The organism is Acinetobacter sp. WCHA39, from assembly GCF_002165385.1.
Lineage (GTDB): Bacteria > Pseudomonadota > Gammaproteobacteria > Pseudomonadales > Moraxellaceae > Acinetobacter.
Window position 1 is genome coordinate 23,704 of record NZ_NHRP01000007.1, and the last position, 26,598, is coordinate 50,301.

28 protein-coding genes and 1 other RNA gene are annotated in these 26,598 nt (G+C 39.0%); 15 read left to right on the forward strand and 14 right to left on the reverse strand.

Annotated elements, in window-relative coordinates; translation table 11 throughout:
- The first annotated feature begins 151 nt into the window (after positions 1-151).
- Complete coding sequence (locus tag CDG56_RS05060; protein ID WP_087547137.1) at positions 152-1,678, forward strand: acetyl-CoA C-acetyltransferase; 1,527 nt, start codon at positions 152-154, stop codon at positions 1,676-1,678.
- Between the two features lie 82 nt (positions 1,679-1,760).
- Here the strand turns inward: CDG56_RS05060 and CDG56_RS05065 are convergent, their stop codons facing one another.
- The 4 genes from CDG56_RS05065 to CDG56_RS05080 form a co-directional block, all read right to left on the reverse strand.
- Entirely contained in the window at positions 1,761-2,111 is a 351-nt protein-coding gene (locus CDG56_RS05065) for a hypothetical protein (protein ID WP_075696634.1), read from the reverse strand.
- A gap of 124 nt (positions 2,112-2,235) precedes the next feature.
- The gene (locus CDG56_RS05070) at positions 2,236-3,021 is read right to left on the reverse strand and encodes a glutathione S-transferase N-terminal domain-containing protein (protein ID WP_087547138.1); all 786 of its coding nucleotides are present in this window, start codon (positions 3,019-3,021) and stop codon (positions 2,236-2,238) included.
- A gap of 11 nt (positions 3,022-3,032) precedes the next feature.
- The gene (rraA, locus tag CDG56_RS05075; RefSeq protein WP_087544360.1) at positions 3,033-3,545 is read right to left on the reverse strand and encodes a ribonuclease E activity regulator RraA; all 513 of its coding nucleotides are present in this window, start codon (positions 3,543-3,545) and stop codon (positions 3,033-3,035) included.
- 12 nt (positions 3,546-3,557) lie between these two features.
- On the reverse strand, positions 3,558-4,223 hold the full coding sequence (locus CDG56_RS05080; RefSeq protein WP_087547139.1) for an NAD(P)H-binding protein: 666 nt from the start codon (positions 4,221-4,223) through the stop codon (positions 3,558-3,560).
- 212 nt (positions 4,224-4,435) lie between these two features.
- On the opposite strand from CDG56_RS05080, the gene rpsT reads away from it, so the two are divergent.
- A complete protein-coding gene (gene rpsT / locus CDG56_RS05085; protein ID WP_004639414.1) occupies positions 4,436-4,702 on the forward strand; it encodes a 30S ribosomal protein S20 in 267 nt (88 codons plus the stop codon).
- Positions 4,703-4,820: 118 nt separating this feature from the next.
- On the opposite strand, the gene CDG56_RS05090 is transcribed toward rpsT, so the two are convergent.
- Together CDG56_RS05090 and CDG56_RS05095 are read right to left on the reverse strand one after the other, a co-directional pair.
- Positions 4,821-5,552 carry a histidine phosphatase family protein gene (locus tag CDG56_RS05090; RefSeq protein WP_087536862.1) on the reverse strand — a complete coding sequence of 244 codons (732 nt, stop codon included), beginning with the start codon at positions 5,550-5,552 and terminating at the stop codon, positions 4,821-4,823.
- Between the two features lie 56 nt (positions 5,553-5,608).
- Positions 5,609-6,466: a 3'(2'),5'-bisphosphate nucleotidase CysQ gene (locus CDG56_RS05095; protein ID WP_087536861.1), complete on the reverse strand. Its 858-nt coding sequence runs from the start codon at positions 6,464-6,466 to the stop codon at positions 5,609-5,611.
- Positions 6,467-6,477: 11 nt separating this feature from the next.
- Here CDG56_RS05095 and CDG56_RS05100 point away from each other — a divergent pair, with 11 nt between their 5' ends.
- The 4 genes from CDG56_RS05100 to CDG56_RS05115 all read left to right on the forward strand — a co-directional run bounded on the left by CDG56_RS05100 (position 6,478) and on the right by CDG56_RS05115 (position 9,329).
- A complete protein-coding gene (locus CDG56_RS05100; protein WP_087547140.1) occupies positions 6,478-7,182 on the forward strand; it encodes an HAD-IA family hydrolase in 705 nt (234 codons plus the stop codon).
- The gene (locus CDG56_RS05105; RefSeq protein ID WP_005215468.1) at positions 7,166-7,594 is read left to right on the forward strand and encodes an RNA-binding S4 domain-containing protein; all 429 of its coding nucleotides are present in this window, start codon (positions 7,166-7,168) and stop codon (positions 7,592-7,594) included. Before CDG56_RS05100 ends, CDG56_RS05105 begins: the two co-directional genes overlap by 17 nt.
- Positions 7,595-7,753: 159 nt before the next feature.
- Complete coding sequence (gene recA / locus CDG56_RS05110) at positions 7,754-8,800, forward strand: recombinase RecA (protein ID WP_004661473.1); 1,047 nt, start codon at positions 7,754-7,756, stop codon at positions 8,798-8,800.
- A 46-nt stretch (positions 8,801-8,846) separates the two neighbouring features.
- The gene (locus CDG56_RS05115) at positions 8,847-9,329 is read left to right on the forward strand and encodes a regulatory protein RecX (protein ID WP_087547141.1); all 483 of its coding nucleotides are present in this window, start codon (positions 8,847-8,849) and stop codon (positions 9,327-9,329) included.
- A gap of 10 nt (positions 9,330-9,339) precedes the next feature.
- Here the strand turns inward: CDG56_RS05115 and ffs are convergent.
- Positions 9,340-9,436, reverse strand: an RNA gene (ffs, locus tag CDG56_RS05120) — signal recognition particle sRNA small type.
- A gap of 319 nt (positions 9,437-9,755) precedes the next feature.
- On the opposite strand from ffs, the gene CDG56_RS05125 reads away from it, so the two are divergent.
- Positions 9,756-10,607, forward strand: coding sequence for a YbgF trimerization domain-containing protein (locus tag CDG56_RS05125; protein WP_087547142.1), 852 nt, complete (start codon positions 9,756-9,758; stop codon positions 10,605-10,607).
- 68 nt (positions 10,608-10,675) lie between these two features.
- Here CDG56_RS05125 and CDG56_RS05130 read toward each other — a convergent pair whose 3' ends face one another.
- From CDG56_RS05130 to CDG56_RS05140, 3 genes are all read right to left on the reverse strand, one after another.
- On the reverse strand, positions 10,676-12,547 hold the full coding sequence (locus CDG56_RS05130; protein WP_087547143.1) for a SurA N-terminal domain-containing protein: 1,872 nt from the start codon (positions 12,545-12,547) through the stop codon (positions 10,676-10,678).
- Positions 12,548-12,675: 128 nt separating this feature from the next.
- A complete protein-coding gene (locus tag CDG56_RS05135; protein ID WP_004661469.1) occupies positions 12,676-12,948 on the reverse strand; it encodes an HU family DNA-binding protein in 273 nt (90 codons plus the stop codon).
- Positions 12,949-13,113: 165 nt separating this feature from the next.
- Entirely contained in the window at positions 13,114-13,569 is a 456-nt protein-coding gene (locus CDG56_RS05140) for a phasin family protein (protein WP_087547144.1), read from the reverse strand.
- 210 nt (positions 13,570-13,779) lie between these two features.
- Here CDG56_RS05140 and CDG56_RS05145 point away from each other — a divergent pair, with 210 nt between their 5' ends.
- The 8 genes from CDG56_RS05145 (at position 13,780) to fdx (ending at position 19,911) form a co-directional block, all read left to right on the forward strand.
- Positions 13,780-14,427, forward strand: coding sequence for a hypothetical protein (locus CDG56_RS05145; RefSeq protein WP_087547145.1), 648 nt, complete (start codon positions 13,780-13,782; stop codon positions 14,425-14,427).
- A gap of 107 nt (positions 14,428-14,534) precedes the next feature.
- Entirely contained in the window at positions 14,535-15,008 is a 474-nt protein-coding gene (locus CDG56_RS05150; RefSeq protein WP_087547146.1) for an Rrf2 family transcriptional regulator, read from the forward strand.
- A gap of 1 nt (position 15,009) precedes the next feature.
- Positions 15,010-16,227, forward strand: coding sequence for an IscS subfamily cysteine desulfurase (locus CDG56_RS05155; protein ID WP_087544342.1), 1,218 nt, complete (start codon positions 15,010-15,012; stop codon positions 16,225-16,227).
- Positions 16,228-16,318: 91 nt separating this feature from the next.
- Positions 16,319-16,705, forward strand: a complete 387-nt coding sequence (gene iscU / locus CDG56_RS05160) for a Fe-S cluster assembly scaffold IscU (RefSeq protein ID WP_004639432.1) — start codon at positions 16,319-16,321, stop codon at positions 16,703-16,705.
- 29 nt (positions 16,706-16,734) lie between these two features.
- The gene (gene iscA / locus CDG56_RS05165; RefSeq protein WP_004661460.1) at positions 16,735-17,055 is read left to right on the forward strand and encodes an iron-sulfur cluster assembly protein IscA; all 321 of its coding nucleotides are present in this window, start codon (positions 16,735-16,737) and stop codon (positions 17,053-17,055) included.
- An 83-nt stretch (positions 17,056-17,138) separates the two neighbouring features.
- On the forward strand, positions 17,139-17,657 hold the full coding sequence (gene hscB / locus CDG56_RS05170) for a Fe-S protein assembly co-chaperone HscB (protein ID WP_004758242.1): 519 nt from the start codon (positions 17,139-17,141) through the stop codon (positions 17,655-17,657).
- 38 nt (positions 17,658-17,695) lie between these two features.
- A complete protein-coding gene (gene hscA, locus CDG56_RS05175; protein WP_087536859.1) occupies positions 17,696-19,555 on the forward strand; it encodes a Fe-S protein assembly chaperone HscA in 1,860 nt (619 codons plus the stop codon).
- 17 nt (positions 19,556-19,572) lie between these two features.
- Positions 19,573-19,911 carry an ISC system 2Fe-2S type ferredoxin gene (gene fdx / locus CDG56_RS05180; protein WP_087536858.1) on the forward strand — a complete coding sequence of 113 codons (339 nt, stop codon included), beginning with the start codon at positions 19,573-19,575 and terminating at the stop codon, positions 19,909-19,911.
- Positions 19,912-19,962: 51 nt separating this feature from the next.
- On the opposite strand, the gene CDG56_RS05185 is transcribed toward fdx, so the two are convergent.
- The 4 genes from CDG56_RS05185 to mfd form a co-directional block, all read right to left on the reverse strand.
- On the reverse strand, positions 19,963-20,733 hold the full coding sequence (locus CDG56_RS05185; protein ID WP_087536857.1) for a hypothetical protein: 771 nt from the start codon (positions 20,731-20,733) through the stop codon (positions 19,963-19,965).
- A gap of 32 nt (positions 20,734-20,765) precedes the next feature.
- Entirely contained in the window at positions 20,766-22,202 is a 1,437-nt protein-coding gene (locus CDG56_RS05190) for an adenylate/guanylate cyclase domain-containing protein (RefSeq protein WP_087536856.1), read from the reverse strand.
- Positions 22,203-22,253: 51 nt separating this feature from the next.
- Positions 22,254-22,688, reverse strand: coding sequence for an HIT domain-containing protein (locus CDG56_RS05195; RefSeq protein WP_005160827.1), 435 nt, complete (start codon positions 22,686-22,688; stop codon positions 22,254-22,256).
- A 197-nt stretch (positions 22,689-22,885) separates the two neighbouring features.
- Complete coding sequence (gene mfd / locus CDG56_RS05200) at positions 22,886-26,347, reverse strand: transcription-repair coupling factor (RefSeq protein WP_087547147.1); 3,462 nt, start codon at positions 26,345-26,347, stop codon at positions 22,886-22,888.
- Between the last annotated feature and the right edge of the window lie 251 nt (positions 26,348-26,598).

Sequence of the window (26,598 nt, forward strand, 5' to 3'; positions counted from 1 at the left end):
GTTTGATTGACTCACAATAAATCATACTTGACTTCATGTCTGGATGTCTTGACCTGAATGTGGTCTAAAGCGTCATTCTAGTCAATACAGCAGTACTGGAAATATGCTATGGTTATAGTAAGAATATCGCAATTATGCTTGGAAAAGCCTTATGAGCAAAACAACTCAAGAAAATCCAGCAGTCGAGAATTCTGCTCAAGAGACTGTGTCAAATACATCAAAAGCAACTTCTACTCCAAGTAAAAGTGCTGACGCAACTCCTAAAGCAGCAAGTACGACAACTAAAACGACTCGTCCTCGTTCTACCAGTCGTAGTACAAAAAGCACTGCTTCTTCTACATCTACAAAAGTAGCAACAGCTAAAACAACCAAACCTTCTGTTCAACAGGATAAAAGCATGAGCCAAAACACTGTTCGCCGTGTTGCCATTATTGGCGGTAACCGTATTCCATTCGCTCGTTCAAACGGCGCATATTTCACTGCCTCAAACATGGATATGTTCACCGCGACATTAAACGGCTTAGTTGAGCGTTTTAACCTACAAGGTCAACGTTTAGGTGAAGTGGTTGCAGGTGCAGTATTAAAACACAGCCGTGATTTCAACATGACGCGTGAATGTGTTTTAAACACACAACTTGCACCAGAAACTCCAGCTTATGACATTCAACAGGCATGTGGTACAGGTTTACAAGCCGCTTTCCTTGTTGCAAACAAAATTGCTTTGGGTCAAATCGAAGTGGGTATTGCAGGTGGTGTTGATACCACATCTGATGCACCGATTGCATTGGGTGACGGTTTACGTAAAGCTTTGCTTGAGCTGAACATCGCTAAAACAGGTAAAGACCGCCTTAAAGCATTGAAAAAAATCAATGTTAAAGATTTGATGGATGCACCGAAAAATGGTGAGCCACGTACAGGTCTTTCAATGGGTGACCATCAGGCAATTACTGCTCTTGAGTGGGGCATTAGCCGTGAAGATCAAGATGCTTTAGCTGCTTCTTCTCACCAAAAAATGGCGAAAGCATACGAAGAAGGTTTCTTCGATGACTTAATCACACCGTTCTTAGGTTTAAGCCGTGACAACAACTTACGTGCTGACTCTACTGCTGAGAAATTAGCAAAACTAAAACCAGTATTTGGCAAGGGCGAAGCTGCAACCATGACAGCGGGTAACTCTACTCCACTGACTGACGGTGCTTCATGCGTACTTTTAGCTTCTGAAGAGTGGGCTAAAGCAAATGGTCATGAAGTTCTTGCTTACCTAACTTTCACTGAAACTGCTGCGGTTGATTTCGTTGGCAAGAAAGAAGGCTTATTAATGGCTCCTGCTTATGCAGTTCCACGTATGCTTGAGCGTGCTGGTCTTAAACTTCAAGACTTCGACTACTATGAAATCCACGAAGCGTTTGCATCACAAGTACTTTCTACTTTGAAAGCTTGGGAAGATGAGAAATTCTGTAAAGAGCGTTTAGGTTTAGATGCACCTTTAGGTTCAATTGATCGTAGCAAATTAAACGTTAAAGGTTCTTCTTTAGCTGCGGGTCACCCATTCGCTGCAACTGGTGGTCGTATCATCGCCACTGCTGCGAAAATCTTAAACCAAAAAGGTTCAGGTCGTATCTTAGTTTCGATCTGTGCTGCTGGCGGTCAAGGTGTAACAGCAATTATTGAAAAATAATCGTTAGCTTGCATAATAAAAAGCTGAATCAAATGATTCAGCTTTTTTATTTAGATATTAAAACTCATAAAAATATTTATACTTATCTTGGTCTTTGAAACTTCACATAATAATCATTTAAAACTTTAATGATTTGCTTTAACTCTTTAAGGTTTTCTTCTGTATTTCCTAAGCGCTCAACAAATCGCTGTGAGTGCAATTCCAAATCAATCTTTTCATTAATTTGCGGTGCAATCCTAAACAGCTTCTCTAGATCATCAAATCGATCTAATTTTCGGTTTGAGAAATATTCCAGACGAAATCCTAACTCATTCAAAACGATGCCCCTATAAATTGCACCGCGACTATCAAAAACCAAGTCATTTTCTTTGAGGAATAACTGTTCAGGTGTTTCCTTTGAACTTTTGAATAGGTTCGTTAGTTGGCTTAACATTTTGGAATTGATCATATGGCTATTTCGAGCCTATTAAACCGCTAAACCAATCATTGAAGCAACTGCTAGACTCCATATATAAAAAAAGCATCTTCTAAAAGATGCTTTTTTACAATTTATTCTATTATCCGTACTGCTTCTTTAGGTACTCAATAATTTTAGCTGACTCAAACATTTTCATGCCTGTGTTCGGATCAACCAAATACGGCACTTGAATATCTCGTCCCATCACTTCAACAACCTTTTCACGCTTCCCATTCGGTAATGGAATATATTGACCAGGTTTTAAACGTAAAACCGCAGGTCCCATATCTTGCCAACGTTCTTTCGCAACATTATGCAAAATATACGGAATTTCCAATTCAGTCAGAACTTCACGAACCAATCGTGTATAGGGACTTCCTTCAAAACTCCACAATTCAAGTAATTGTTCTGGTGCTGCTCGATTAACAATTTTCTTGTTAATCCATACACCACGTGCTGCATTTGCAAGTGAGGCTAAAGCAGAAACATAAGGAAGCTTTGGATAGTGGCTGAATTTTTTCGGCGTTTTCCCAGTTTTACCATAGTATTTGAATAGATGATGAATGATCTCTTGTGACTCATAGAGTTGATCACCCGTGTTTTCATCAATCAAAAAAGGAAACTGTTTTTTACCGCCTTTTTCTTTAACGATTTGGCGATATTTTTGACCACCTTTCGGACATGGATAAATTTCCACATCCAGATTCAGCATGGTAATCACTTCACGAACACGGCGACAAAAGGGTGAACCTTCAAACTCATAAAGTTTTAACGGTTTCGAAGGCTGATTCGGTTGGGGTGTTCCCATCACACCTCTTCCGCCTTCAATTAAAGTTGCAACAACAGATTGTAAAACCTTAAATTGATGATTCACCATTTTGAGCATATTGCTATCCTTTAGCAGTCAATTAGTTTTTCTTTCGCGATTACAATGCCATTATTATCAGCATAGATATAATCGCCAGAATTGATCGTCACACCACCAAAATACAATGTAATATCAACTTCACCTATGCCCTTACGATTACTTTTTTGTGGAATTGCAGCCAATGCATGCACACCTAAATCAAGTTCGGCAATTGCATCCACATCACGTACACAGCCATAAATCACCACGCCATTCCATTGGTTCTTCACCGCCGATTCTGCAATCAAGTCACCCATCAGGGCGCAACGCATAGAAGCGCCACCATCTACAACCAGCACCTTACCTGCACCATCAGTTGCCAATAGCTCTTTTACACGTGAGTTATCTTCAAAACACTTGACTGTTACAATCTGCCCACCAAAGGTTTTACGCGCACCATAACTTTTAAAAAACTTACCGTCTAATGATGGTGTTACGACCTGTAAATCTTTCTCAGGATTATCATCTAACAAGTCGCAAGTTACAAAAGGAATCGTAGTCACTGAAAATCTCCATTATTGGGTTTGTTGTATCATCAAATTATCGTACAGCTTGAATGCTGCTGTCTGAGTTTGAGCTGCATTTAGCATAGTATGCGCCAATTGTTCTGCGGTTACAGGCTTATATTTAAACGGCTTGGTCCAAGTCTTTTCAACCAATTTGAATAGCGTTTGTGCCACATCTTCTAAAACTCGTACTTCACTACGCTTACCAATTAAGAGTGACGGTTGAAAAATTGAGAGCTTATACATCGACAAGCTTTTTAAGTAGTTTTCCAACTCACCTTTAACTTTATTATAGAAAACTGGTGAATTAGCATTCGCCCCTAAAGCACTGACCACCAATAAATGAATATTTTTATCTTGGATTAAATCAGCAAAATGAGCGTTAATTTCATAGTCAATTGCGTAAAATGCTTGTTTCGATCCAGCTTGTTTAATCGTGCTACCTAAGCAACTAAATGCATGGGTATAAGTGCTTACATCTTCATCATTCAAAAGCAAAAAATCTTCTAGAATAAGCTGATTTACTTTACTATAAGATTTTAATTTATCTGAATTTTTCCTCACCACAACAGTCACAGAACTAAAATCATTTGACTGTTCCAATTCAGCCACTAGCGCTTCACCCACTAGCCCTGTAGCACCAATCACAATTGCCTTTTTATCACCTATTCTCATTTTTATTTATTCCGACTCATAACTAAGCCTAATGTAACGTTTTCTTGCAAGATTATCACCTGTTAAATGTACTTAAAAGTATCACAAGGCTTGACTTCGGGGCTTAGTTTCCTCAAAATATGGCACTTGTTTACGGGCTGGTGAATGTTGCCAATATTTTTTGGTTTTAACTTCAGCCCGCCCAGACCAACTTATTTTCAAGGAGTGCACGAGTGGCAAACTCTGCTCAAGCTAAAAAACGTGCTCGTCAAAACGTTAAAGCACGTAAACACAACGCAAGCTTGCGTTCTATGGTTCGTACTTACATCAAACGTACTGTAAATGCGATCGCTGCTGGTGACTATGCTGTTGCTTCAGAAGCTTATAAAACAGCTGTACCTGTAATCGACCGCATGGCTGATAAAGGCATCATCCACAAAAATAAAGCTGCTCGTCACAAGAGCCGCTTAAACGCTCAAATTAAAGCATTAGCTAACTAATTTGATGCATGTAAAAAAGCCCGATTTTCGGGCTTTTTTATTGTTTTCAACTTAGTAATGCAACGTTAGTAGTTTTTTAATTTTAAATTGCACAATTAAATCATACTTTTCAAAAATCTTATTTATTCTGAAAATCTTTAATAACCAATTCATGCTTTTGACCACGCCAGATCCATTTTAGCTTACTACTGCTAAAATCCTCACCTTCAAACCACACAAATAAGCCCTCCATCATCTCAGGCCAATCCGACTTATCAATTTGTGTTTGACCTGAAATCACTGCAACGATCGCAGCGATAATGGTGTCGTGGCTAACAGCCAAGCTTAAACCCTGATGTTGCGTTGGATGGGTATGATATAACAGCTCCAGAACATCAAAAACGCCTGTAATTGGATGTTTCATACCAGGCAAAGCATTATTCACAAAGCTATTAATAAACCCTAATGCACCTTGTTTACGAAAGTAAGGGGCTGCTTGCTGAATATCCAATACAAAGCTTCCGGGTTCTACTAACAATCGCTGCTCAACAATTTCGATCGTATGCGTATTTATTGCCTCATGAATCCCATCTGCACCTTGAATCATTAATGCAGCCGTATCAACACAACGCTGAATCGGACTAGAGATACAATGTTGAATTGCTCGATCCGTATTTTTAATAAGATATTGACCCCATGCATAAGCCAAATCTCGACCTTGTTCCGTTAATTGCAAGTCATAACCAGCCAAACCCTGCCCATTCACCAATTCACGCAACGAATGGCGAGTAAACAGTGTTACAGGAATTGAGGCATCAGGAAGCAGATCAACTGCTTCAAACATGCTTTTTGGCAATAAATGCAGAGCCATATCACAATTTACAAAAGATGAGAATTTAGCTCACTATACCATGCAGACGACAAGACTCAATCTAAAATGCCTGAATGCGCCAAGGCCTCATAAGCAATTTTTTTGCAATATTGATCTCTAAAAGCAATAAAACCACCATTCAATACCGTTTCACGCTGATTATATTGAAATGGTTTTCCACCCAGAGTCATCAATCCACCACCGATACTTTCAAGCAAAGCTTGTCCTGAACTGGTATCCCACTCTGAGGTTGGATGAAATCTTGGGTAAATATCAATTTCACCTTCTAACATCATGCAAAATTTATAAGCACTCCCTGCCTCACGTCTTTCTACAGCACGATCTCGCAAAATTGGTTCGATAAAATTTTTATACTTTGGATTTTTACTGTTATGACTCAAACCAATTTGAAGTGGTGTTGTCAAATCATGTTCTTCGACCTGATATTGAAACCATTCTTGACGGCTAAAACTATACTTATAAGGTAAGTGTGACTGATAACCAATATACATGACCTGTTCACAGGGTACGGCAATAATCGCAAAAGTCGTTTCATTACCCTCGATCAAGCTTAAATTAATCGTAAATTCATCACGCTCATGAATAAACTCTTTCGTACCATCTAAAGGATCGAGCATCCAGCAACGTGACCAAGCAGATCGAGCAGAATAATCACTCTCCTCTGACAACACTGGTAACTCTGGCGTAAATTCCGCTAACTGCTTTAATAAAAAACGATTTACTTTTAAATCTGCCTGAGTCACAGGCGAATCATCACTTTTTTCCTGAATATTAAACTCACCACCCGCACAATAATTTTGATATTCTTCCAATAATATTTGACTTGCCTGCGCCATGATTGGCACAAGTTTCAGAATAAATTGATCTTGTGGGGCAAGCGTTTTAATAAACATAGATCAGCCTTATGTCATATTCAGATTTACAGCAGCAGCCTATCGCCATGTTCGACATGGATGGCACATTACTCGATTTAGCCTTCGATGATTTTATTTGGAATCATTGTTTACCTGAACGTCATGCCCAAACACACCAATGCAGTTTAGAGCAAAGTAAACAAACACTATTCCAATTTTACCAACAGCATAAGCATACACTATCTTGGTATTCTTCGGCGTATTGGACTGCTAAAGTTGGCGTAGATGTTTTACAACTACAATATGAACACCGTGAAAAAATTTGCGCACGTAAAGGTTGTCATGAATTATTAGAACAACTCAAAGCTCAAGGCTATCGCTGTTGGTTACTGACCAATGCTGATCGAGCTGGCTTACAACTGAAGCTTGAAAATGTCCAACTTAGCCCTTACTTTGACGTCATGATCAGTAGTGAAGAGCTTGGGCATGCCAAAGAAGAAGTCGCTTTTTGGCAAAAGTTACAGCAAATACATCCATTTGATCCAGCTCAAGCAATATTTATTGATGATACGGTTGCGGTACTCCAAGGTGCTGAACGTTTTGGTATTAACCAATTGTTTAGCATTTTACAACCGTCTAGTGCTAAACCAGCTCGACTCGCCACGGAAATAGCGTACCCATCACTTGATCATTTAACCAATCTCTTTGATTATCTTGACACCAACTTACAGGTAACAGATGCCAAAACAGCATGAATCAGACAGCATGGATGCCATGCGCATTGATAAATGGCTTTGGGCTGCACGTTTTTTTAAAACACGCTCTATTGCCAAAGCCGCGATTGAAGGTGGTAAAGTCCATCACAACAACGACCGCGTTAAAGTTTCTAGAGACGTGCGTATTGGAATGGAACTCACCATCCAACAAGGCTTTGAGAAAAAGACCGTTGTTGTGAAAGCGCTATCGGCTGTTCGAGGTGGTGCCCCCATGGCTCAACTTCTTTATGAAGAAACACCCGAAAGTATTGAGCGTAGAGAGTTGCATGCATCACAGCGAAAATTGCATAATCTAGCCCGACCTGATCACCGACCAAGTAAAAAAGATCGTCGTGATATCAATCGTTTTAAACAAGAAAATGTACAATCATGGTCATATCATGATGAATAAAATTTTCTAATTTGGATGCGTCATCTTGTGTCGTACTGACACAGATCAGATGTGGAATATACAACTAGAATCTGCCACTATACTCAAGTCCCAACAAGTTGAGATTCAGTACATCCACTTGGGTTAGTCGTTAAGAAGATAAAGTTTTGAGGTTTTGAGATGGATGATAATAAAAGCAAGGCGTTACAAGCAGCCTTAAGCCAAATTGAAAAGCAGTTTGGTAAAAATACCGTGATGCGCTTAGGTGATAATACTGTACAAGCAGTTGAAGCGGTTTCTACAGGTTCTTTAACTCTCGATATCGCATTAGGGATCGGTGGATTACCTAAAGGTCGTATCATTGAGATTTATGGTCCTGAATCTTCAGGTAAAACAACCATGACATTACAAGCGATTGCGCAATGTCAAAAAAATGGTGGTACCTGTGCCTTTATCGATGCAGAACATGCATTAGACCCAGAATACGCACGTAAGTTGGGTGTAGATATTGACAATCTATTGGTTTCGCAACCTGACCACGGTGAACAAGCACTCGAAATCGCCGACATGTTGGTTCGCTCAGGTGCAATCGATTTAATCGTTGTCGACTCTGTAGCAGCATTAACCCCTAAAGCTGAAATTGAAGGCGAAATGGGTGACTCACACATGGGCTTACAAGCACGCTTAATGAGTCAGGCTCTGCGTAAAATTACAGGTAATGCAAAACGCTCGAACTGTATGGTGATCTTCATTAACCAAATCCGTATGAAGATTGGTGTGATGTTTGGTAGCCCAGAAACCACTACAGGTGGTAATGCACTTAAATTCTACGCTTCTGTACGATTAGACATCCGTCGTATTGGTCAAGTGAAAGAAGGTGACGAGATCACAGGTAACGAAACGCGTGTTAAAGTTGTGAAAAACAAAATGGCACCTCCGTTCAAAGAAGCTGTGTTCCAAATCATGTATGGCAAAGGTACCAATCAGTTAGGCGAATTGGTTGATCTTGCTGTTCAACAAGACATCGTACAAAAAGCGGGTGCTTGGTATTCTTATCAAGGCAATAAAATTGGTCAAGGTAAAAATAACGTGATTCGACATTTTGAGGAAAATCCAGCAATGGCTCAAGAAATCGAAAAGGTCATTCGTGAACAACTGCTTACTAAAAACAACAAAGAAGCAGCTCAAACTGAAGATGAAGAAGAACCAGATTTTTTAGAAAGCTAAGCTGAAACGCCCTTCGGGGCGTTTTTCTTTCAAGAGGATATAAAACTTGTTTAATTCTGAAAAAATAGAGAAACCAAAAACACTAACAGGTGCAAGATTACGCTCTTATGCATTTGCCCTTCTTACACGTCGGGATTATTCCAAAGCAGATCTCGAAGCAAAATTAAATCAATATGCGATCAATCCAGAAGAAGTCGCAAATCTAGTTGATGAGTTAGCACAACAAAATTACCAAAGCGACCAACGTGTTGCAGAACTCACATTGGCCAGTCAACTTAGAAAAGGTAAAGGATTACAAAGAATTAAACAGGCTTTAAAAGCAAAACAACTCGATACAGAACTTATTACTGAAGAACTTTCAGAGGTCGATTGGCTAGATCAAGCTTATCAACTCAAAATAAAGAAATTCGGGATGGAAGTAGAGACGGATCCAAAACTAAAAGCAAGACAAATTAGATTCTTACAGTACCGAGGATTTGATATGGAAATAATTATTAAAGCAATTGCTCGAACGAGCGATGAAGAATAAATGGTGGCAACCCTACTAGCATGACCTCGGCACATCATAGATCTATTACCGTTGCTACCTTCCGGTCCTGGCGGGGTTCATAGAGTACAATTGCGAAGCTACCAGCAGGGCTACCATTGCCTGACAAAGTATAGAGGTTTTTGCCTGAGTTGCAAGACTTGTATCTGTTTTTAAGTGACTTTTTGATTCAATTGCTTATTTCATCAGCAAGATATATCTCTATATTATCCGTTTAACTTAAATATGTATAAACATTAAACAACAGATAATTTCTTTATTCGAAAAATGCTTGAAGATTGTAAATGCTTATTGCATTTAAATGAGTTGCTGCTTTAATGACTAAATCAAAAACATAGATCTAGTGTGCCACAAGTAAACATGAGGACTTGTTCGCTCACGGCTTTTTAACTTTATGGATGAATTTTTATGCTAAAAAAGTATTCCGTACTTTTTACTGCCTTACTCGCTAGCGCACATTTATATGCAAATGTTCCCATTGAATCTCGTGCACTGAGCCAGACGATTGCAGATAATACAAATATCTCTAATCCTGGCTCAAACCTAAATTGGGATCTCATTCAAAAGAACCAAAAACTAGAAGAAGAAGTTCGAAAATTACGAGGACAATTAGAAGAGCATGACAATTCAATTGAACAACTGAAAAAAGAGTTGGCAAATCGCTATACAGATTTAGATCAACGCTTAGAATTACTCTCTCAAAAAATTGACCCACCAGAAGAAAATACAGAACCAAAAAATAGTACGACAACTGATATAGTAAAAACAGAAACAAACTCAGCTCCAACATCAACAGCTCCTAGTCCTGTAAAACAAGACACAGTCCCTCAGACACCTGTCGTACAACCGAAGTCAAATACCGCTACCACAAGCAATACCAACAACCAAATTGAGCTAGAAAAAGCAGCATATACGGTTGCTCTAGATGCCTACAAACAAGGTGGTGCAAAAAAAGCCATCCAACCAATGCAAAATTTCATTAAGAACCACCCAAATGGAATTTATGTTGGAAACGCTTACTTTTGGCTAGCTGAGTTTTATTTAGCGGTTGAACCTGTTGACTATAAAGCAGCCAAGCAAAACTATAATATCGTAGTAACACGCTATCCCAATTCAGCAAAAGCTTCTCGAGCGGTTTATCAACTTTATAGCATTGCAAAAGAAGTCGATAAAAACACTGCTCTTGCCAATAAGTATAAAACAAAGTTGCTTAACCAATATCCACAATCCGAAGAAGCTAAATTTATTCAGAAAAAATAATGTTTATCATGCACAAAAAAGCCAGTTCATAAGAACTGGCTTTTTAAATTTCAAAGCTTAGATCAAACTTATTTGATTTTCGCCTGTGATTTTAAATAATCAGTATAGTCTTCTAGTAACTGCTGACCACGGAACTGCTGATACAACTTAGTTAACTCAGCAATTTGCTCTGGCGGTAACTCATTTGCAGCATTAGTATTCACGTTTGAAACCGCAACGATAACCAACTCATTAGGTAATTTTGCTGTCGTAGCAGACCACATACCTTCTTTAGTTGGCGCTGGAATACTGAAAGCAGCACGTTCAATTGCACGCTTTAAACCTTGAGAACGTGCAAATGTACCTGCATCTTCAAAAGTGACTTGTGATTTTGCAACAACTTGTGCAGCAGGTAACGCTTTAAAATCAGCTAAAATCTTTGAAATTTTTGCTTGAGCAGCTTTATATGCCTTTGCATCAATGACTTTTGCTTTTACTTCAGCCGTCGCTTGATCTAATGGTTTAACGCCCGCTGCATGGTAATTACGGACTTTAATCCAAATCGTATCACCATTCGCTAACTGAATATTAGAAGATGCATTACGGTCACCGTTTTTCACATCATCATTAAACAGTTTTGCTTTAACATTTAAATCGCTCAAATAAGGGTTTTGAGTAGTTAAGGTCACCCCATTTAAAGATTCAACACGAGCACCCTTCACTTCTTGAGCAACCGCTTCTAAAGAGTCATTGCCCACAACCATTTCATTTAAGCTATTTACAGTATCGCTAAATAAATTTGCAGTTTTTGCCTTCTGCACTTCAGCTGTTAAGCGAGCTTTCTCGCTCTCAAATGAAGGAATATTTGCAACTGGTGCATTTGCTTCAATAATATGGTAGCCATATTGTGTTTTAACAGGTTTAGAAACTTCACCATTCTTTAAAGCATTAACCGCATTATCAAAGTCGGCTGAGAAAATACCTGGCGCATAAGCATCAACCAAACCACCCTGTGCTTTTGAAGTCGGGTCTTCAGAAAATTGTGCAGCCGCTTGAGCAAATGACATTCCACCTTGAATCTTGGCATAAACATCATTCGCAATTTTTTGAGCTGCTGCCGCATCGCGCGCATCAGTTGTAATTAAAATATGCTTCACTTCACGTTTTGCATCTTTCTGCTGCTTTTCAACAAAAGCCTTATAAGCTTGTTGTAAATCAGCCTCAGTGATATTTAAATTAGTTTGAGGCAATAATGCTGGGCTTAAAACCACATAATCAACATCAACACTCGCAACTTGCTTAAATTCATTTTTATGCTTGTTGTAGTACTCTGTTATTTCTTGAGTCGACGCAGTCAAACCTTTTTTATAATCATCCAACTTAATACTTGCTAAATGCAAAGTACGCTGTTCTGTTTGCAAACTCGCAAGCTGATGTAAATCAGATTGACTTACCAACGCATAATCTAACAAAGTCGATGAAATCATTTTTAGGGCATGATCTTGACGCAAGCTTGCGATTAAAGCTTGGTTAGTCATTCCAACTGAACGTAAATAATTTTCATACAACTTTTGAGAAAACTTTCCATTTTCTTGGAAACTTGGTTGTTGTGCTAACATTTGCTCTAGCTGAGTATCGCTTAAAGAAATACCTAATTTTTCTGCCTGTTGTTGCAATAAAGAGCGTGCAATCAGCGCATCTAAAGCTTTTTGCTGAATAACAGGCTGATTTAAAAGAGACTCATCACCCTTTACCATTGATAAATATTGATCTTTATAATTTTTAGTCGCACTTTCCAAGTCTTTATTAGAAATATCTTGTCCGTTAACAGATTTCACAACGTCTGCTTTATTACTGCCGCTAAAATATCCTTCAATACCTACAAGCGCTAAAGGGGTCAAAAACAAAACTAATAGGACTTTGCCAAGCCAACCCTTAATGACTGTACGAAATGATTCCATAAGTATTCCAATATTTTATTTCGGGGCAATTTTAACTGAAAAACCAAAGCGAATGAATGCTGAATAAAGTATTTCATTCAATAAATAAAAAACGCACCCAAAATGGTGCGTTTTCTGATTTAAAAAGATTACGCAACTGAATCTTTTAAACCCTTACCTGGTTTAAAACTAGGTACTTTGCTTGCTTTAATTTGAAGCTCTTCACCTGTTTTAGGATTACGACCAGTACGTGCAGCACGTTCTTTAACGCTAAATGTACCAAAACCAACTAAAGTAACCGTATCACCGCTTTTAAGTGCTTCAGTGATTGACGCAATCGTTGCATCGAGTGCCTTACCAGCATCCGATTTAGATACTCCCCCTTTTTCAGCAATCGCATCAATTAATTCTGATTTATTCATGATAAAAAATATCCTCTTAATATCGTTTGTTAAGATCCAAGGCTATAGTTTAAAAGGCCATGCCGCCTTTATAGCAATGCTTTAGGGGAGAACGCAATACTAGAAAGGCTTTTTAGCAAAAATAAATACTCAAAAACCACATAAACAGACGAGTGCCTATATTTTTTACTTTTTATTCAATTTACTCTTTAATAGATTATTTTCTTCAATCAATGCATCTACTTTAATATGTAGCTGAACTAAAAGTTGCTCGATATGCTGGAGATCTTTTGGAGTGACTAGACCAATACGATTCAACGAATGATTCACACCTGTGTCTAAAATTTTTTCAACTTTATCTTTAGTATCCGTCACTGATTCTTTGGCTTTCTCAGTTACTTTTCCAACAGTGTTATCAGCAAAATCTACGGTCTTGGATTCTAGCTCTTCACCCACCTTGACTAAAGAGTCAAATAATTTATTTCCCTCTTCTTCGGCGCGTGAAAAAGCACCTAATCCAGCCAGCCAAATCTGTTGCGTATACTTTTTGAAATCAAGAGCAGATTTTTTAGAACTCTTTGATTTTAGCTTAGTTTTTACCTCTGCCTCATCAGTTGGGTGTTCTACATTTGAGTTGTCCATTAACCATTACTCCCAAGCACTTTACAAACAGTATGTCGTATTTAACCATAAAAATGTTTTTATAATATCAAAGTTAAGACTTGATCGTTTTAAAAAACTGTTCTACAAAGCAATAAAGTCATGTAAATTATTTTTAACAATTGAGTATGGATACTCAGATTTACGTGCTTTATGAAATTTATAGTGTGATTGGCAAGGACAAAGAGACCTATGAGTGATACGCAACAAAGACATAAACACCCCCATTTGTTGCTAAACATTGTCATCATTGTTTTAGAAACTTTTTTTTCATTCATTCTCACGCATGATGCAACTTTACGCTTGCAAGCGAAAAAGCTTATCGATGAAAAAGTTACCATTCGAATCAACAGCTATATTCCTTTTTTTGACTTTTATGTCCAATTTACCGAAAAAGGAATTTTATTTGATATGAAAGCACTAGATCGAAAAGTTGATCTAGAAATAAATAGCACACTCATCGATTTGATTAAAATTTTCGTATTTAATAATCAGCGCAGTATTTACAATATGCGTATTTTAGGTGATGCAAGACTTCAAGAAGATGTGATGGATTTAATCCCTCACCTCACACTCACGAGTATATTCGCAAATTGGAAACAATGGTTCAATGCATTTGATAATGATGCAGAAGCTATTGCGTCTCAGCAACGAATCGCGCCATTGCTTGATAAAATTGATCAGCAACGCTCTGAGATCAACTCATTATTGGTTGAAGTTAAACAATATAAAAACCGTATTCACCGAATGCAAAAACGCCAGCGCCTGATCAATATTGGCTTTGCTGTATTGAGCTTTATTTTTATTGCCTTTTTTGTTTATACTATGTGGATACAATAATTCAAATATATTTCACTTTTCACACTGATAATGACAATTTAAAACTTGACTATTTTAGTCGGAATTAATAAAATTTAGACATCTAGTCTAACCATGTGTATCGAATCATGCGCCTTACAACTCGCGGTCGTTACGCAGTGACTGCTCTACTTGATTTAGCTTTGCAGCCAACTGAACAAACGATCACGCTTGCGGAAATAGCAGCACGCCAATCCATCTCAGTCGCTTATTTAGAACAGTTATTCGCGAAACTTAAGCGTCATGAGTTAGTTTCAAGCGTTCGTGGTGCTAACGGTGGATATCATCTTGCACGCAATGCCGCTGAAATCACTGTGCTAGAAATTATCGAAGCTGTAAATGAAACTGTCGATGCGACACGTTGTGACCATAAAGGTAACTGCCAAAATGGTGCAATGTGCTTAACGCATGACTTATGGCAAGAACTCTCCCACCATATTGCCGATTATCTCGCAAAAATTTCTCTTGCAGACTTAATTACACGTGACAACGTTCAAACTGTTTCACTACGTCAAAACTCAGCAAGTTTAGATTCAGCCCTCCTATCGGTTACAGGTATTTGACATGAAACGTCCAATTTATCTTGATTATGCAGCAACAACACCAGTACTTCCTGAAGTTGCACAACGTATGATGGAATGTTTAACCTTCGAAGGGACTTTTGGTAATCCTGCATCACGCTCGCATGCCTATGGTTGGCAAGCTGAAGAAAAAGCTGAATATGCACGTGAACAAGTTGCAAACCTAGTTAAAGCAGATCCACGTGAGATCGTTTGGACTTCTGGTGCAACTGAATCTGACAACTTAGCATTAAAAGGTATTGCTCAGTTTTACGGTTCAAAAGGCAAGCACATCATTACTAGTAAAATCGAACACAAAGCAGTGTTAGATACTTGCCGTGAGCTAGAAGAACAAGGTTTTGAAATTACTTATTTAGAACCTGAACCACGTACAGGTTTAATTACGCCTGAAATGGTGAAAGCAGCTTTACGTCCAGATACCATTCTTGTTTCGCTGATGATGGTGAACAATGAAATCGGTACGATTACTGACGTAGCGGCTATTGGCGAGCTAACACGTGCGAATAAAACATTCTTACACGTTGATGCTGCACAAGCCGCTGGTAAAGTCGAAATCGATCTTTCAACCATGAAAATTGATTTAATGAGCTTCTCTGGTCATAAAATTTATGGCCCTAAAGGAATCGGTGCATTATATGTTCGTCGTAATCCACGGGTTCGCTTAAAAGCGCAAATGCATGGTGGTGGTCATGAGCGTGGTATGCGTTCTGGTACTTTAGCAACTCATCAAATTGTAGGTATGGGTGAAGCTTTTGAAATTGCTGGGAAAACCATGCAAGCAGAACAAGAGCGTCTTCGCCACCTACGTGACAAACTATGGAATGGCTTCCAAGACCTTGAGCAAGTGTTCTTGAATGGTCATCCGACTGAGAACGTTGCAAACTATCTAAATGTCAGCTTCAACTTCGTTGAAGGCGAGTCACTGATGATGGCATTAAAAGATGCTGCCGTTTCAAGTGGTTCAGCATGTACATCTGCAACTTTAGAACCATCATACGTATTGCGTGCCTTAGGTTTATCTGACGAGTTGGCACACAGCTCAATCCGTTTCAGTTTTGGTAAATACACCACTGAGGCAGATATTGATCATGTGTTAACAATTACCAAAGCTGCTGTTGAGAAATTACGTGAACTTTCTCCGCTTTGGGATATGTACAAAGAAGGGATTGACCTTTCAACAGTTGAATGGGCTGAACACTAATTTATAAGGTGCTCTATTGAGCACTTCATTGAAAAGTATGTTTTAACCCTCATATTAATATTAGGCTGACCCCGAGGTTTGGAGAAGCGACATGGCTTATAGCGAAAAGGTAATTGATCATTACGAAAACCCTCGTAATGTTGGTGTATTAGACAAAAATGCAGAAAACGTAGGTACAGGTATGGTCGGCGCACCTGCATGTGGCGACGTGATGCGTTTACAAATTCAAGTCGATGACAATGGCGTAATTGAAGAAGCTCGCTTCAAAACTTACGGCTGTGGTTCTGCAATCGCATCAAGCTCTCTTGTAACTGAATGGTTAAAAGGTAAAACACTTGATGAAGCTCAAGCAATTAAAAATATTGATATTGCGACAGAGCTTGCGCTTCCACCAGTAAAAGTACACTGCTCTGTATTGGCTGAAGATGCAATCAAAGCTGCGATTGAAGACTATCGTGGTAAGAAAGCGAAAGCTTAATTGATGACCGAAATAATATTGGAGTTTTCATGATCCATTTAACTGAAAATGCTGCGACTCACATCAGCAATTACCTGCAAAACCGCGGTAAGGGTGAAGGCATTCGTATTGGTGTGAAAACTTCGGGTTGTTCTGGGTTGGCTTATGTACTTGAGTTTGTCGATGATATCGATACACATGATCAAGTGTTTGAACAACTCGGTGTTAAAGTTTTTGTTGATCCTAAAAGCCTTGTTTATCTCAATGGTTTAGAGATGGATTATGTGAAAAATGGTTTGAATGAAGGCTTTGAATTTAACAACCCTAACCAAAAAGGTGAATGTGGTTGCGGTGAATCATTTACCGTCTAACTAGCAACACCCTCTTTCTTTTCGTCAAAACAGTGTGTTCCGCACTGTTTTAACGTATTTATTAATAGCGGAATTCATCTCCCATGAATCATTTTGAGTTGTTCCAATTACCAGAAGCACTCGATATAGATTTAGCAGCTTTAAAAAAACAATTTTTAAGTTTGCAACAGCAATATCATCCCGATAAAGCCACTGACAAAGATCAAGCATTGATCAAGTCGAGTGAAATCAATCAAGCGTATAAAGTGCTCTCACAAGTTGATAGTCGTGCGGCGTATTTACTTGGCTTAAAAAAACAAGATCATCACTTGGATCAGTCCATTAGCGATTTTGAATTTTTACAATCTGCACTCGAAATGCGTGAACAGCTTGATGAGGCCACCTCTACCGAGCAACTTCGCACCTTAAAAGTTGAAGTTCAGCAATGGATTGACGGTTTAGTTCGTGAATTTAAAATTGATTTTGCTGAAGAAGATTGGGCTGAGGCTCGTGATACCGTTCGTAAACTACGTTTTTTTCAACGTGTAATGAATGATATTGATAAAGCTGAAGATCGTATGTTGGACGAAGAAGATAGCTTCGATCTCGATGATGATTTTTAATCCGCTGTTACCAAATATTTTCAAGGGATACCTCACGCATGGCACTTTTGCAAATTGCTGAACCAGGTCAATCTACTGCTCCGCATCAACATCGTATTGCGATCGGCATTGACTTAGGGACAACCCACTCTTTAGTGGCGACAGTGCTATCGGGAAAACCGAAAGTTCTGCAAGATGACAAAGATCGTGTATTACTGCCGTCGATTGTTCATTACGCAAAAGATTCAACGACGTTTGGTTATGAAGCCAAGCCGTTTATGATGACTGACCCCAAAAATACTGTTGTTTCAGTAAAACGTTTTATGGGTCGCTCACAAGCAGATATCAAATTCCAGCATCCGTATACACTTGTTGGTGCAGAAAATGAGATGCCAGCATTTGAAACTACTGCTGGTCGTAAAACGCCTGTCGAAATTTCTGCAGACATTTTAAAACAGTTAAAAGATCGTGCCGAAGCAAGTTTAAAGAACCCTATCAACGGTGCAGTGATCACTGTTCCAGCATATTTTGATGAAGCACAACGCCAAGCGACACGTGATGCTGCTCAACTTGCAGGTTTAAATGTTTTACGTTTGTTGAATGAACCTACTGCGGCAGCTGTTGCCTATGGATTAGACCAAGATACTAACTTGAGCACCGATCGTAACTACGTGATTTACGACCTTGGTGGTGGTACATTTGACGTTTCTATTTTACGTTTCTCACAAGGTGTTTTTGAAGTTCTTGCGACTGGTGGACATACCGCGCTTGGTGGTGATGACCTTGACCGCTTAATCGTAAAATGGGCAAAAAAACAGCTTAATATCGAAACTTTAAGCGATGAAGAATATGCTGTTTTTGTTGTTGCAGCGCGTCAAGCCAAAGAATATTTAACAGATCATGAATCTGCTGAATTAAAATTACTGGATGATCGCCTCACTTTAGATCGCCCAACTTTTGAATCGATTATTCAAGTTGCACTCGATAAAACCATGAGTGTATGTAAACGTGTACTGCGTGATGCTAAACTTGAACTCGATGAAATCGAACATGTGGTTTTAGTAGGTGGTTCAACACGTTCATATGCCGTACAAAAAGCTGTACGCGAATTATTTGAACGTGAACCACTCTGTACGATCAATCCTGATGAAGTCGTTGCAATTGGCGCATCTATTACCGCCAACCAGCTCATTGGCAACAGTCAAGATGGTTCATTATTACTTGATGTCACGCCACTTTCTCTTGGTCTAGAAACCATGGGGGGATTGGTTGAACGTTTGATTTCACGAAATACCGCAATTCCTGTAGCTCGCCGTCAAGAATTCACCACTTATCAAGATGGACAAACAGCGATGTTGATTCATGTGGTACAAGGTGAACGTGATTTAGTCGAGCATTGTCGTTCATTGGGTCGCTTTGTTTTACATGGCATCCCACCAATGACTGCTGGTCAAGCACGCATTGAAGTAACCTTCCAAGTTGATGCGGATGGCTTACTGACAGTATCGGCAAAAGAAACCACTTCTGGTGTTCAAGCGCAAATTGATATCAAACCATCTTATGGTCTATCTGCAGCAGATACTGAACGCCTATTGGTTGAAGGTTTCCAACATGCGGAAGAAGACAAACAATTGCGCCATCTGCAAGAAACAAAAGTGGAAGCACAACGTGAGTTGGAAGCTTTAGAACAAGCGTTAAAAGCAGATACCGATTTACTCTCTCAACAACAAGCACGAGATCTAATTCTTGCTGCTGAAGCGTTAAAAACTCGTCTTAAAACCGATGAGCTTGCAGCGATTGAACATGCTGTTCAACAACTTAAAATTCACAGCGATGCCTTTGCAGCACTTCGTATGAATCGACATATTGACCATGCCTTAAAAGGTACAAAACTTGAAGATTGGTCAAACTCAAACTAAAGGTATAGGTGATCAATATGCCACGTATTAAAGTTCTTCCTCATTCACTCATTTGCCCTGAAGGTGCAGAATTTGAAGTCGAACAAAACGCCAATTTATGCCAAAGCTTATTGAAACAAGGCATTAAAATTGAACATGCTTGCGACATGTCTGCGGCATGTACAACTTGCCACGTGATTGTTCGTAAAGGTTTTGACAGCCTTGAAGAAATGAACGATGTTGAAGCAGATCTACTTGATCGTGCATGGGGTTTAGAGCCTGACTCTCGCCTGTCATGTCAAGTTGAGATCGTTGATGAAGATTTAGAAATTGAAATTCCGAAATATACGATTAATCATGCTTCGGAAAATCACTAAGCTTCATTCATAAAAAACTCCTCTTTATTAGAGGAGTTTTTTAATCCAAGTTTATTGATCAACATCACAATCCTCAAAATATTGCCAAATAGACTCCACATGATCTCTATAAGCACCTTTATCTATAGGTAGATCATATAATATTTGCAAATCTGGATTATATTTGAGTAATTGTGCCATATTGGTCAATTGAATATTCTGCTCAAAATCCAAACTATTTTCAGAAAAATCATGTGCATCCACATGACAATACATTTGCCAGTCTCCGCCTGCGTGAGATACCCAACGTATTGGCAATTTTCCATCAATAACACAAGAACAGGCAATAACCCCTAAATATTGTGGGAATGCTTTGTATGCTTGCGGATTAAAATCTCTGGTGAAAGGCGTCGCATCCATCACTTCCTGATAGCCTGTAAATGCAATTCCTCGTTTCGCAAAGAAATTTTCAATATCACCATCTTGACGTTTTGCATTATTCAACCAGATTACTTGCCACTCAGTTAGACGTTCTCCACGATCAGCAGTAAATACGCCTGTTTGAGGTTCATTAATCCAACAGCTTTGACGTATCAAAACCAAAGGATGTTCCGCTCCAGCTGTTTGTTCGGAAAACTGTTGAGCATCTTCATAACTAGAAAATGCACAATAATAATCTTGCCCCTCATATTCATCTAGCGCACCACGTTCTGGGTGACACCAAACTCGATATTCAAGAACATCATCATAAAAATAACCTGCACCAGACTTTACCAAAGCAGGATACTCACCCACCATGTTCTCATCAATAGCCAATGGATACTTTGAAACGAATGCAGACATATTTCAACTCTATAATTAATTATTGAATATTTTTATCTTACTTCATCATCCAAAGTCAGTTTTGGAATACCCTGAGCATTGGTAATTTTTTGTTGTGTTTTAATGCGCTGAACCATATTCTCCAAAATTTCAACCAATTCTGGATATTCATAATTCTGCACTTCCTCTAAGTTCAAAACCAGATGGAAGCCTTTATAATCGAAATCAAACCATTTTTGTGTATCGGATTTCTTACCTGTGAATTTTTCCATTACCTGCCACGTTTTAACAGGTCCTTGAATCCCTTTTAAATAAATTGGCACTTTCGGTACACATAAAAATTCATTTTTAATTAGCTGATGGGTATCATCCGCAATCAGGATTTCATCTACTTCCGCAGCAGACTGTAAACGCGCCGCCAAGTTTACATCACGTCCCACAATGGTATAGGCCATACGGTGTGAAGCCCCATAGTTCCCAACGTGACAGTAACCCGTACTAACACCCATTCGAATGTGCAACGCTGGATAGCCCATTTTCTTCCAACGCTCACGCAACAATTTCATTTGCTGACGCATTGCGATCGCCATTTGTACACATGACTTCGCATCTTGTTCAACACCCTGAGAATTTGGATCACCGAAGAAGATGAGAATCGCATCGCCCATAAACTTATCAACGGTTGCTTCATACTGTTTTGCTATTTCAGTCATATGACTTAAATAATCATTAAGTAAAAAAGCTAAATCATCAGGAATAAGGCTTTCTGAAAGCTCAGTAAACCCTTGAATATCAGAGAAGAAAACCGTTAATTTTTTACGTTTATATTCAATTTTTGCCTCAGCCTCACCCCGCATAATCGATTGCCATAACTGAAGTGGAGCATAACGACTGAGCTGGTTGGCAAACGCAATATAGCGCGTCATTTGATTATGATAATGCCGGCGTTGCTGTTCCAGAATATTGAGACGGCGGTGCTGATAGTAATTACCAATCACAATAAACATCATCAAACCAAATAAACTAACGACAGTCAGTTCTGGATTTGTAGGCTCGAAATATTCTTCAGCAGCAAAAATTGTAAAAGTACAAAAGTAAAAAGTAAGAACACCGATCAGTCCGATTAAACACGCAACAGGGAGTGTAATTTTATTATTTAAACCAACATAAAGAAGCCCAAATAAAATCGTAAAAGTAGGAACTAAACTTAGGTGTAACCCTGCAAGTACAATTGCAACGATGACCGCTTCAAAAGCAAAGAGTACATTTTTTTGAGTATTTTTATCATATTTATACTGAAGCCATTTTTCTAATTTGGGACAAATAAGAAAATGGATCAATAAAAAAGGAAGGATGTAAAGCTGATAGTTAGCACTGGGAGAGGTAAATGCATAGATGACTAAAATCAGTGACAAGATCGAATATCCCATCAAACGATGAAAATAAGCGAACTGTCTAGGTTCTTTATCTATTAACCTATCTAGTGACACCCTACCCTCCTTCCTTGTTATAGAAGACTGTTTTTTATTCTATTTTCTAAATCAGTCCATACGCCAGTCAAATGGCATATCGCCTTGACCACGCAATGCAAGCATTAATGTTTGACGCATATGTGCGAGTACATCATTGCTATAAGGTACGGCTGGCGTTCCCCAAACTGGTTTAGGCCATGCAACATCATTTTGATAACGTACAACATGATGAAAATGCAGTTGTGGCACGACGTTACCGAGTGCTGCAACATTCATTTTGTCTGCACGGAATACGCGTGCCAATTGGCTCGATAACCAGCTTGATTCACGTAAGAATTGCTCTTGATCAGCTTGGCTTAATTCATATAACTCGCTAATTCCCGGTACACGTGGTACAAGAATCAACCATGGAAATTGCATATCATTCATTAAACGACATGTTGAAAGCGGAAAGTCGCCTACAAAAAATGTATCTTGAGCAAGTTGTGGATGCAAACTAAACATATCTTTATAAATGATGCATAATAATGATGATCAATACTATCACATCAGTTTTGATGTGAATATTATTAGTCGCCTGTTTGATTACAAATAACAATGATTTTCCTTATTTATTACATCGACATCAGACAAAAAGCAAATTCTTTGCTTAAAGGGGAATCCAAGCTGTTCAATTCGTCAGCAAAAAATATACTTTTCAACTAACTATGTAGCTCATTTAGCAATTTATTTAACAAATCAACAATAAACTGAATCCGCTTATCATACTCAACCAATTGCACTGTGACCTTCAAACGCTGTCCTCCTTCCATACGATAATAGGTTGGATTGTTTTGCATTAACTGAATAATGCTGATCGCTTGCACTGGTGTGTCTGGTGAAAACTCGATATAGCCACCGTTATTATTCACATCAATTTTGGTAATCCCGAGTTGCTCTGCCTTCAAACGTAATTGATGTACGCTAAACAATTGTTTGACCGACTGTGGTGGAATGCCAAAGCGATCAATCAACTCCATACGGATGTTATCGAGTTTTTCCTGCGTATCGGTGTTACTGATACGTTTATAGAACAATAAGCGTTGATGTACATCACCCAGATAATCATCTGGAATCAGGGCTGGTATGTGCAGGTTAATTTCAGCAGTTAATGATAAAGGCGCATCAAAGTTTGGCGTTTTACCTTTTTGGATGGCTTTGGTCGCTTTCTCTAGCATTTCCATATACAAGCTATAACCAATTGCCTGCATCGAACCACTTTGCTGCTCACCGAGTAATTCACCTGCACCACGGATTTCCAAGTCTTCCGTTGCAAGCATGAATCCTGCGCCCAATGTTGAAGCACGTTGAATGGCATCAAGACGTTTTTCCGCATCACCTTTGAGATGTTTAAGTGATGGAACGAGTAAATAAGCATACGCTTGGTGATGTGAACGTCCAACACGACCACGCAATTGATGCAACTGCGCTAAACCCAGTTTGTCTGCACGTTCAATAATAATGGTATTGGCATTCGGTACATCAATACCCGTTTCGATAATGGTTGAACATACAAGAACATTATATTCTTTGTGATAGAACTGCTGCATGATCTGCTCAAGTTCACGTTCGCGCATTTGTCCATGTGCAACTGCAACACGTGCTTCTGGGACTAAATTACGAATCGTTTCTGCTGCTCTTTCAATGGTTTCAACTTCATTATGTAACAAATAAACCTGACCACCACGTAACAACTCACGCAAAATCGCTTCTTTAATTGAGTCATCCGTATGTTCTTGAACAAAAGTTTTGACGGCTAAACGGCGGGCGGGCGGCGTTGCAATAATCGAAAGATCTCGCATCCCAGAGAATGCCATATTCAGAGTTCGTGGAATCGGCGTCGCCGTTAGCGTCAGCATATCCACATCGGCACGTAAGGCTTTAATCCGTTCTTTATCACGAACACCAAAACGATGTTCCTCATCAACAATCATTAATCCAAGATTCTTGAATTGAATGTTTTCTTGCAGGATTTTATGTGTTCCCACCACAATATCAACTTTGCCTTCAGCTAAGTCTTCAATCGTTTTCAGATGCGTTTTATTACTACCAAAACGAGACAGCACTTCAATACGCACCGCAGTATCAGCAAAACGATCTTTAAAGGACTCATAATGCTGCTGCGCCAAAAGTGTGGTTGGCACCAGTACGGCAACCTGTTTGCCATTTTGCACAGCGACAAAGGCGGCACGCATCGCCACTTCGGTTTTACCAAAACCGACATCACCGCAGACCAAACGATCCATTGGTTTGGCAAGCTGCATATCATGGAGGGTTGCTTCAATCGCGTTGGATTGGTCTAAAGTCTCTTCATAGGCAAAACCACTAGAGAATTGCATATATCCCGTATGGTCCAATTCAAAGGCAAAACCTGGTTTCGATTGACGGCGTGCCTGAATATGTAACAACTCAGCCGCAACATCATGGATTTGTTCTAAAGCTTTCCGCTTGGCTTTACTCCATGTATCTGTACCTAATTTATGTAAAGGTGCTAAGTCAGGATCGCCACCACTATAACGGCTGATCAGGTGTAAATTGGTGACAGGCACATAAACTTTTGCACCATCTGCATAATCGAGCTGTAAAAACTCATGATCCTGTTGATCAATTTCTAAGGTAATTAAGCCTGCATAACGCCCAACACCATGATCGATATGTACTACAGGTGCACCAATACTCAGTTCGGTTAAGCTTCGAACAAGAAATTCTTCAGAAACTTCTTGCTGACGCTTACGACGTCGTTGTACTACCCGATGTTCATAGAGTTGATTTTCAGAAATGACTGAGAGTTGATTGCTGAGCACGAGTCCACGATCTAATGGCGCGCTTGTGATTGCAACTTGTAGCTTGTCTTTCTGAAATTGGACAAAACTCTCTACATTTTGAATTTCACCTAGAACTGAACGTAATGCATCTTTTAAGGTTTCACGCCGACCTGCACTTTCTGCTACCAATAAAACAGGATGTTTAACTTGGTCGATATAATGTTTAACTGCTTCAAAGGGCTGTTCTTTTTTAGGATCAACTGCAAGCTTTGGTGGTTGTTCTGCTGCAAGATTTAAAACACCTACTTTTTCGTCAAATGCTTCTGCTGAAGCTAAGATTCGTGGAAATTGATTTAATGCCTGTAACACATGATTTGGCATTAAAAAAAGCTCTTCAGGCGGAAGAATTGGTTGGTCGATGTTATGACGGCGATCTTCATAACGACGAACCACTTCTTTCCAAAAATTGATGAGCTCATCTTCAACTTCGTTATTTGTAATGACAACGCAATTCTTTGGTAAGTATGTCATAAGCATACTTTGCGCTTCCATCACCTTTTTCTCAAAGAATAAAGGTAAATAAAACTCTAATCCCGGTGTTGCAATTCCTTCAAGTACATCTTGATAAATTGGGTTTTTCTTAGGATTCGCAGTTGGAAAACTTTCTGCGTAACGATCTCTAAAGGTAGAACGTCCCTCTTTTAAAGGAAATTCTTTTGCTGGTAAAACAGTGAAGTTTTTTAAAGACTCAGTGGTTCTCTGCGTTTCTGGATCAAAGAATTTTAAGCTTTCAATTTCATCATCAAATAAATCAATTCGAATCGGTTGATCTTGTCCAGATGCATAAATGTCCATGATACTGCCACGAACTGCAAATTCTCCATGATCATAAACAGTATCAACCAAACGATAACCCGCCTGCACCAGTTGCTTTTTCTGTGCTTCCAAATTAAGTCGTTGTCCAACTTTAATATCAAAGTGTTCACCAACCACCCATGAGTACGGTGCAACACGTTGCGCTAAGGTACTGGCAGAAACCAGTAGAATACCCTTTTGTGGCATATTCGCTAAAATCGCCAAACGTTCAGAAACAATATCTTGATGCGGAGATAAACGGTCATAAGGCAAAATTTCCCAATCAGGAAAAATCGTTGGTTTTATTCCGTAAAATTCAAGTTCACTTTCGAGCTGAGCAAGATGCTGATTATTTCTCGCAACAATCACATATAGATTTGAACTTTGCGTGGCAATTTCTTTAAATAATAATGCGGCGGATGATCCACGTAAGGAACCAATCCAGCGCTTTTCACCTGCTTTGAATTGTTGTAGGTTTAATTGAGAGATTTCTTGTTGAAACATAGAGAAAATCATGTAATCGAAAAGACAATGCGCTTAGTTTAGCATGGAGTTTTTTTTAGGGATGTGAATTTTCTATTCTGTTTGAGATCTAGTTAGGCTATTTAGCTTCTAAGACAATTGATCAGCTACCATATAGATCAATATATAAAAGAAATAACGAAACCATGAATTATCACAAAAGTTTTCCAGAAATGATCCGTATCCATAATAAGTATCAAAAATCCTCTTTATTTTAATCAATTATGTGCTTT

Excerpts from the sequence above, each read along its gene's own strand:
- CDG56_RS05155 (WP_087544342.1), top strand. The coding sequence starts at position 15,010 with ATGAAACGTCCAATTTATCTTGATTATGCAGCAACAACACCAGTACTT.
- CDG56_RS05195 (WP_005160827.1), bottom strand. The coding sequence starts at position 22,688 with ATGTTTAGTTTGCATCCACAACTTGCTCAAGATACATTTTTTGTAGGC.
- CDG56_RS05090 (WP_087536862.1), bottom strand. The coding sequence starts at position 5,552 with ATGGCTCTGCATTTATTGCCAAAAAGCATGTTTGAAGCAGTTGATCTG.
- CDG56_RS05105 (WP_005215468.1), top strand. The coding sequence starts at position 7,166 with ATGCCAAAACAGCATGAATCAGACAGCATGGATGCCATGCGCATTGAT.
- CDG56_RS05150 (WP_087547146.1), top strand. The coding sequence starts at position 14,535 with ATGCGCCTTACAACTCGCGGTCGTTACGCAGTGACTGCTCTACTTGAT.
- fdx (WP_087536858.1), top strand. The coding sequence starts at position 19,573 with ATGCCACGTATTAAAGTTCTTCCTCATTCACTCATTTGCCCTGAAGGT.
- CDG56_RS05185 (WP_087536857.1), bottom strand. The coding sequence starts at position 20,733 with ATGTCTGCATTCGTTTCAAAGTATCCATTGGCTATTGATGAGAACATG.
- CDG56_RS05070 (WP_087547138.1), bottom strand. The coding sequence starts at position 3,021 with ATGCTCAAAATGGTGAATCATCAATTTAAGGTTTTACAATCTGTTGTT.
- recA (WP_004661473.1), top strand. The coding sequence starts at position 7,754 with ATGGATGATAATAAAAGCAAGGCGTTACAAGCAGCCTTAAGCCAAATT.
- hscA (WP_087536859.1), top strand. The coding sequence starts at position 17,696 with ATGGCACTTTTGCAAATTGCTGAACCAGGTCAATCTACTGCTCCGCAT.
- iscU (WP_004639432.1), top strand. The coding sequence starts at position 16,319 with ATGGCTTATAGCGAAAAGGTAATTGATCATTACGAAAACCCTCGTAAT.
- CDG56_RS05095 (WP_087536861.1), bottom strand. The coding sequence starts at position 6,466 with ATGTTTATTAAAACGCTTGCCCCACAAGATCAATTTATTCTGAAACTT.
- CDG56_RS05080 (WP_087547139.1), bottom strand. The coding sequence starts at position 4,223 with ATGAGAATAGGTGATAAAAAGGCAATTGTGATTGGTGCTACAGGGCTA.
- CDG56_RS05125 (WP_087547142.1), top strand. The coding sequence starts at position 9,756 with ATGCTAAAAAAGTATTCCGTACTTTTTACTGCCTTACTCGCTAGCGCA.
- CDG56_RS05145 (WP_087547145.1), top strand. The coding sequence starts at position 13,780 with ATGAGTGATACGCAACAAAGACATAAACACCCCCATTTGTTGCTAAAC.
- CDG56_RS05135 (WP_004661469.1), bottom strand. The coding sequence starts at position 12,948 with ATGAATAAATCAGAATTAATTGATGCGATTGCTGAAAAAGGGGGAGTA.
- CDG56_RS05140 (WP_087547144.1), bottom strand. The coding sequence starts at position 13,569 with ATGGACAACTCAAATGTAGAACACCCAACTGATGAGGCAGAGGTAAAA.
- CDG56_RS05060 (WP_087547137.1), top strand. The coding sequence starts at position 152 with ATGAGCAAAACAACTCAAGAAAATCCAGCAGTCGAGAATTCTGCTCAA.
- mfd (WP_087547147.1), bottom strand. The coding sequence starts at position 26,347 with ATGTTTCAACAAGAAATCTCTCAATTAAACCTACAACAATTCAAAGCA.
- CDG56_RS05130 (WP_087547143.1), bottom strand. The coding sequence starts at position 12,547 with ATGGAATCATTTCGTACAGTCATTAAGGGTTGGCTTGGCAAAGTCCTA.
- iscA (WP_004661460.1), top strand. The coding sequence starts at position 16,735 with ATGATCCATTTAACTGAAAATGCTGCGACTCACATCAGCAATTACCTG.
- hscB (WP_004758242.1), top strand. The coding sequence starts at position 17,139 with ATGAATCATTTTGAGTTGTTCCAATTACCAGAAGCACTCGATATAGAT.
- CDG56_RS05100 (WP_087547140.1), top strand. The coding sequence starts at position 6,478 with ATGTCATATTCAGATTTACAGCAGCAGCCTATCGCCATGTTCGACATG.
- CDG56_RS05065 (WP_075696634.1), bottom strand. The coding sequence starts at position 2,111 with ATGTTAAGCCAACTAACGAACCTATTCAAAAGTTCAAAGGAAACACCT.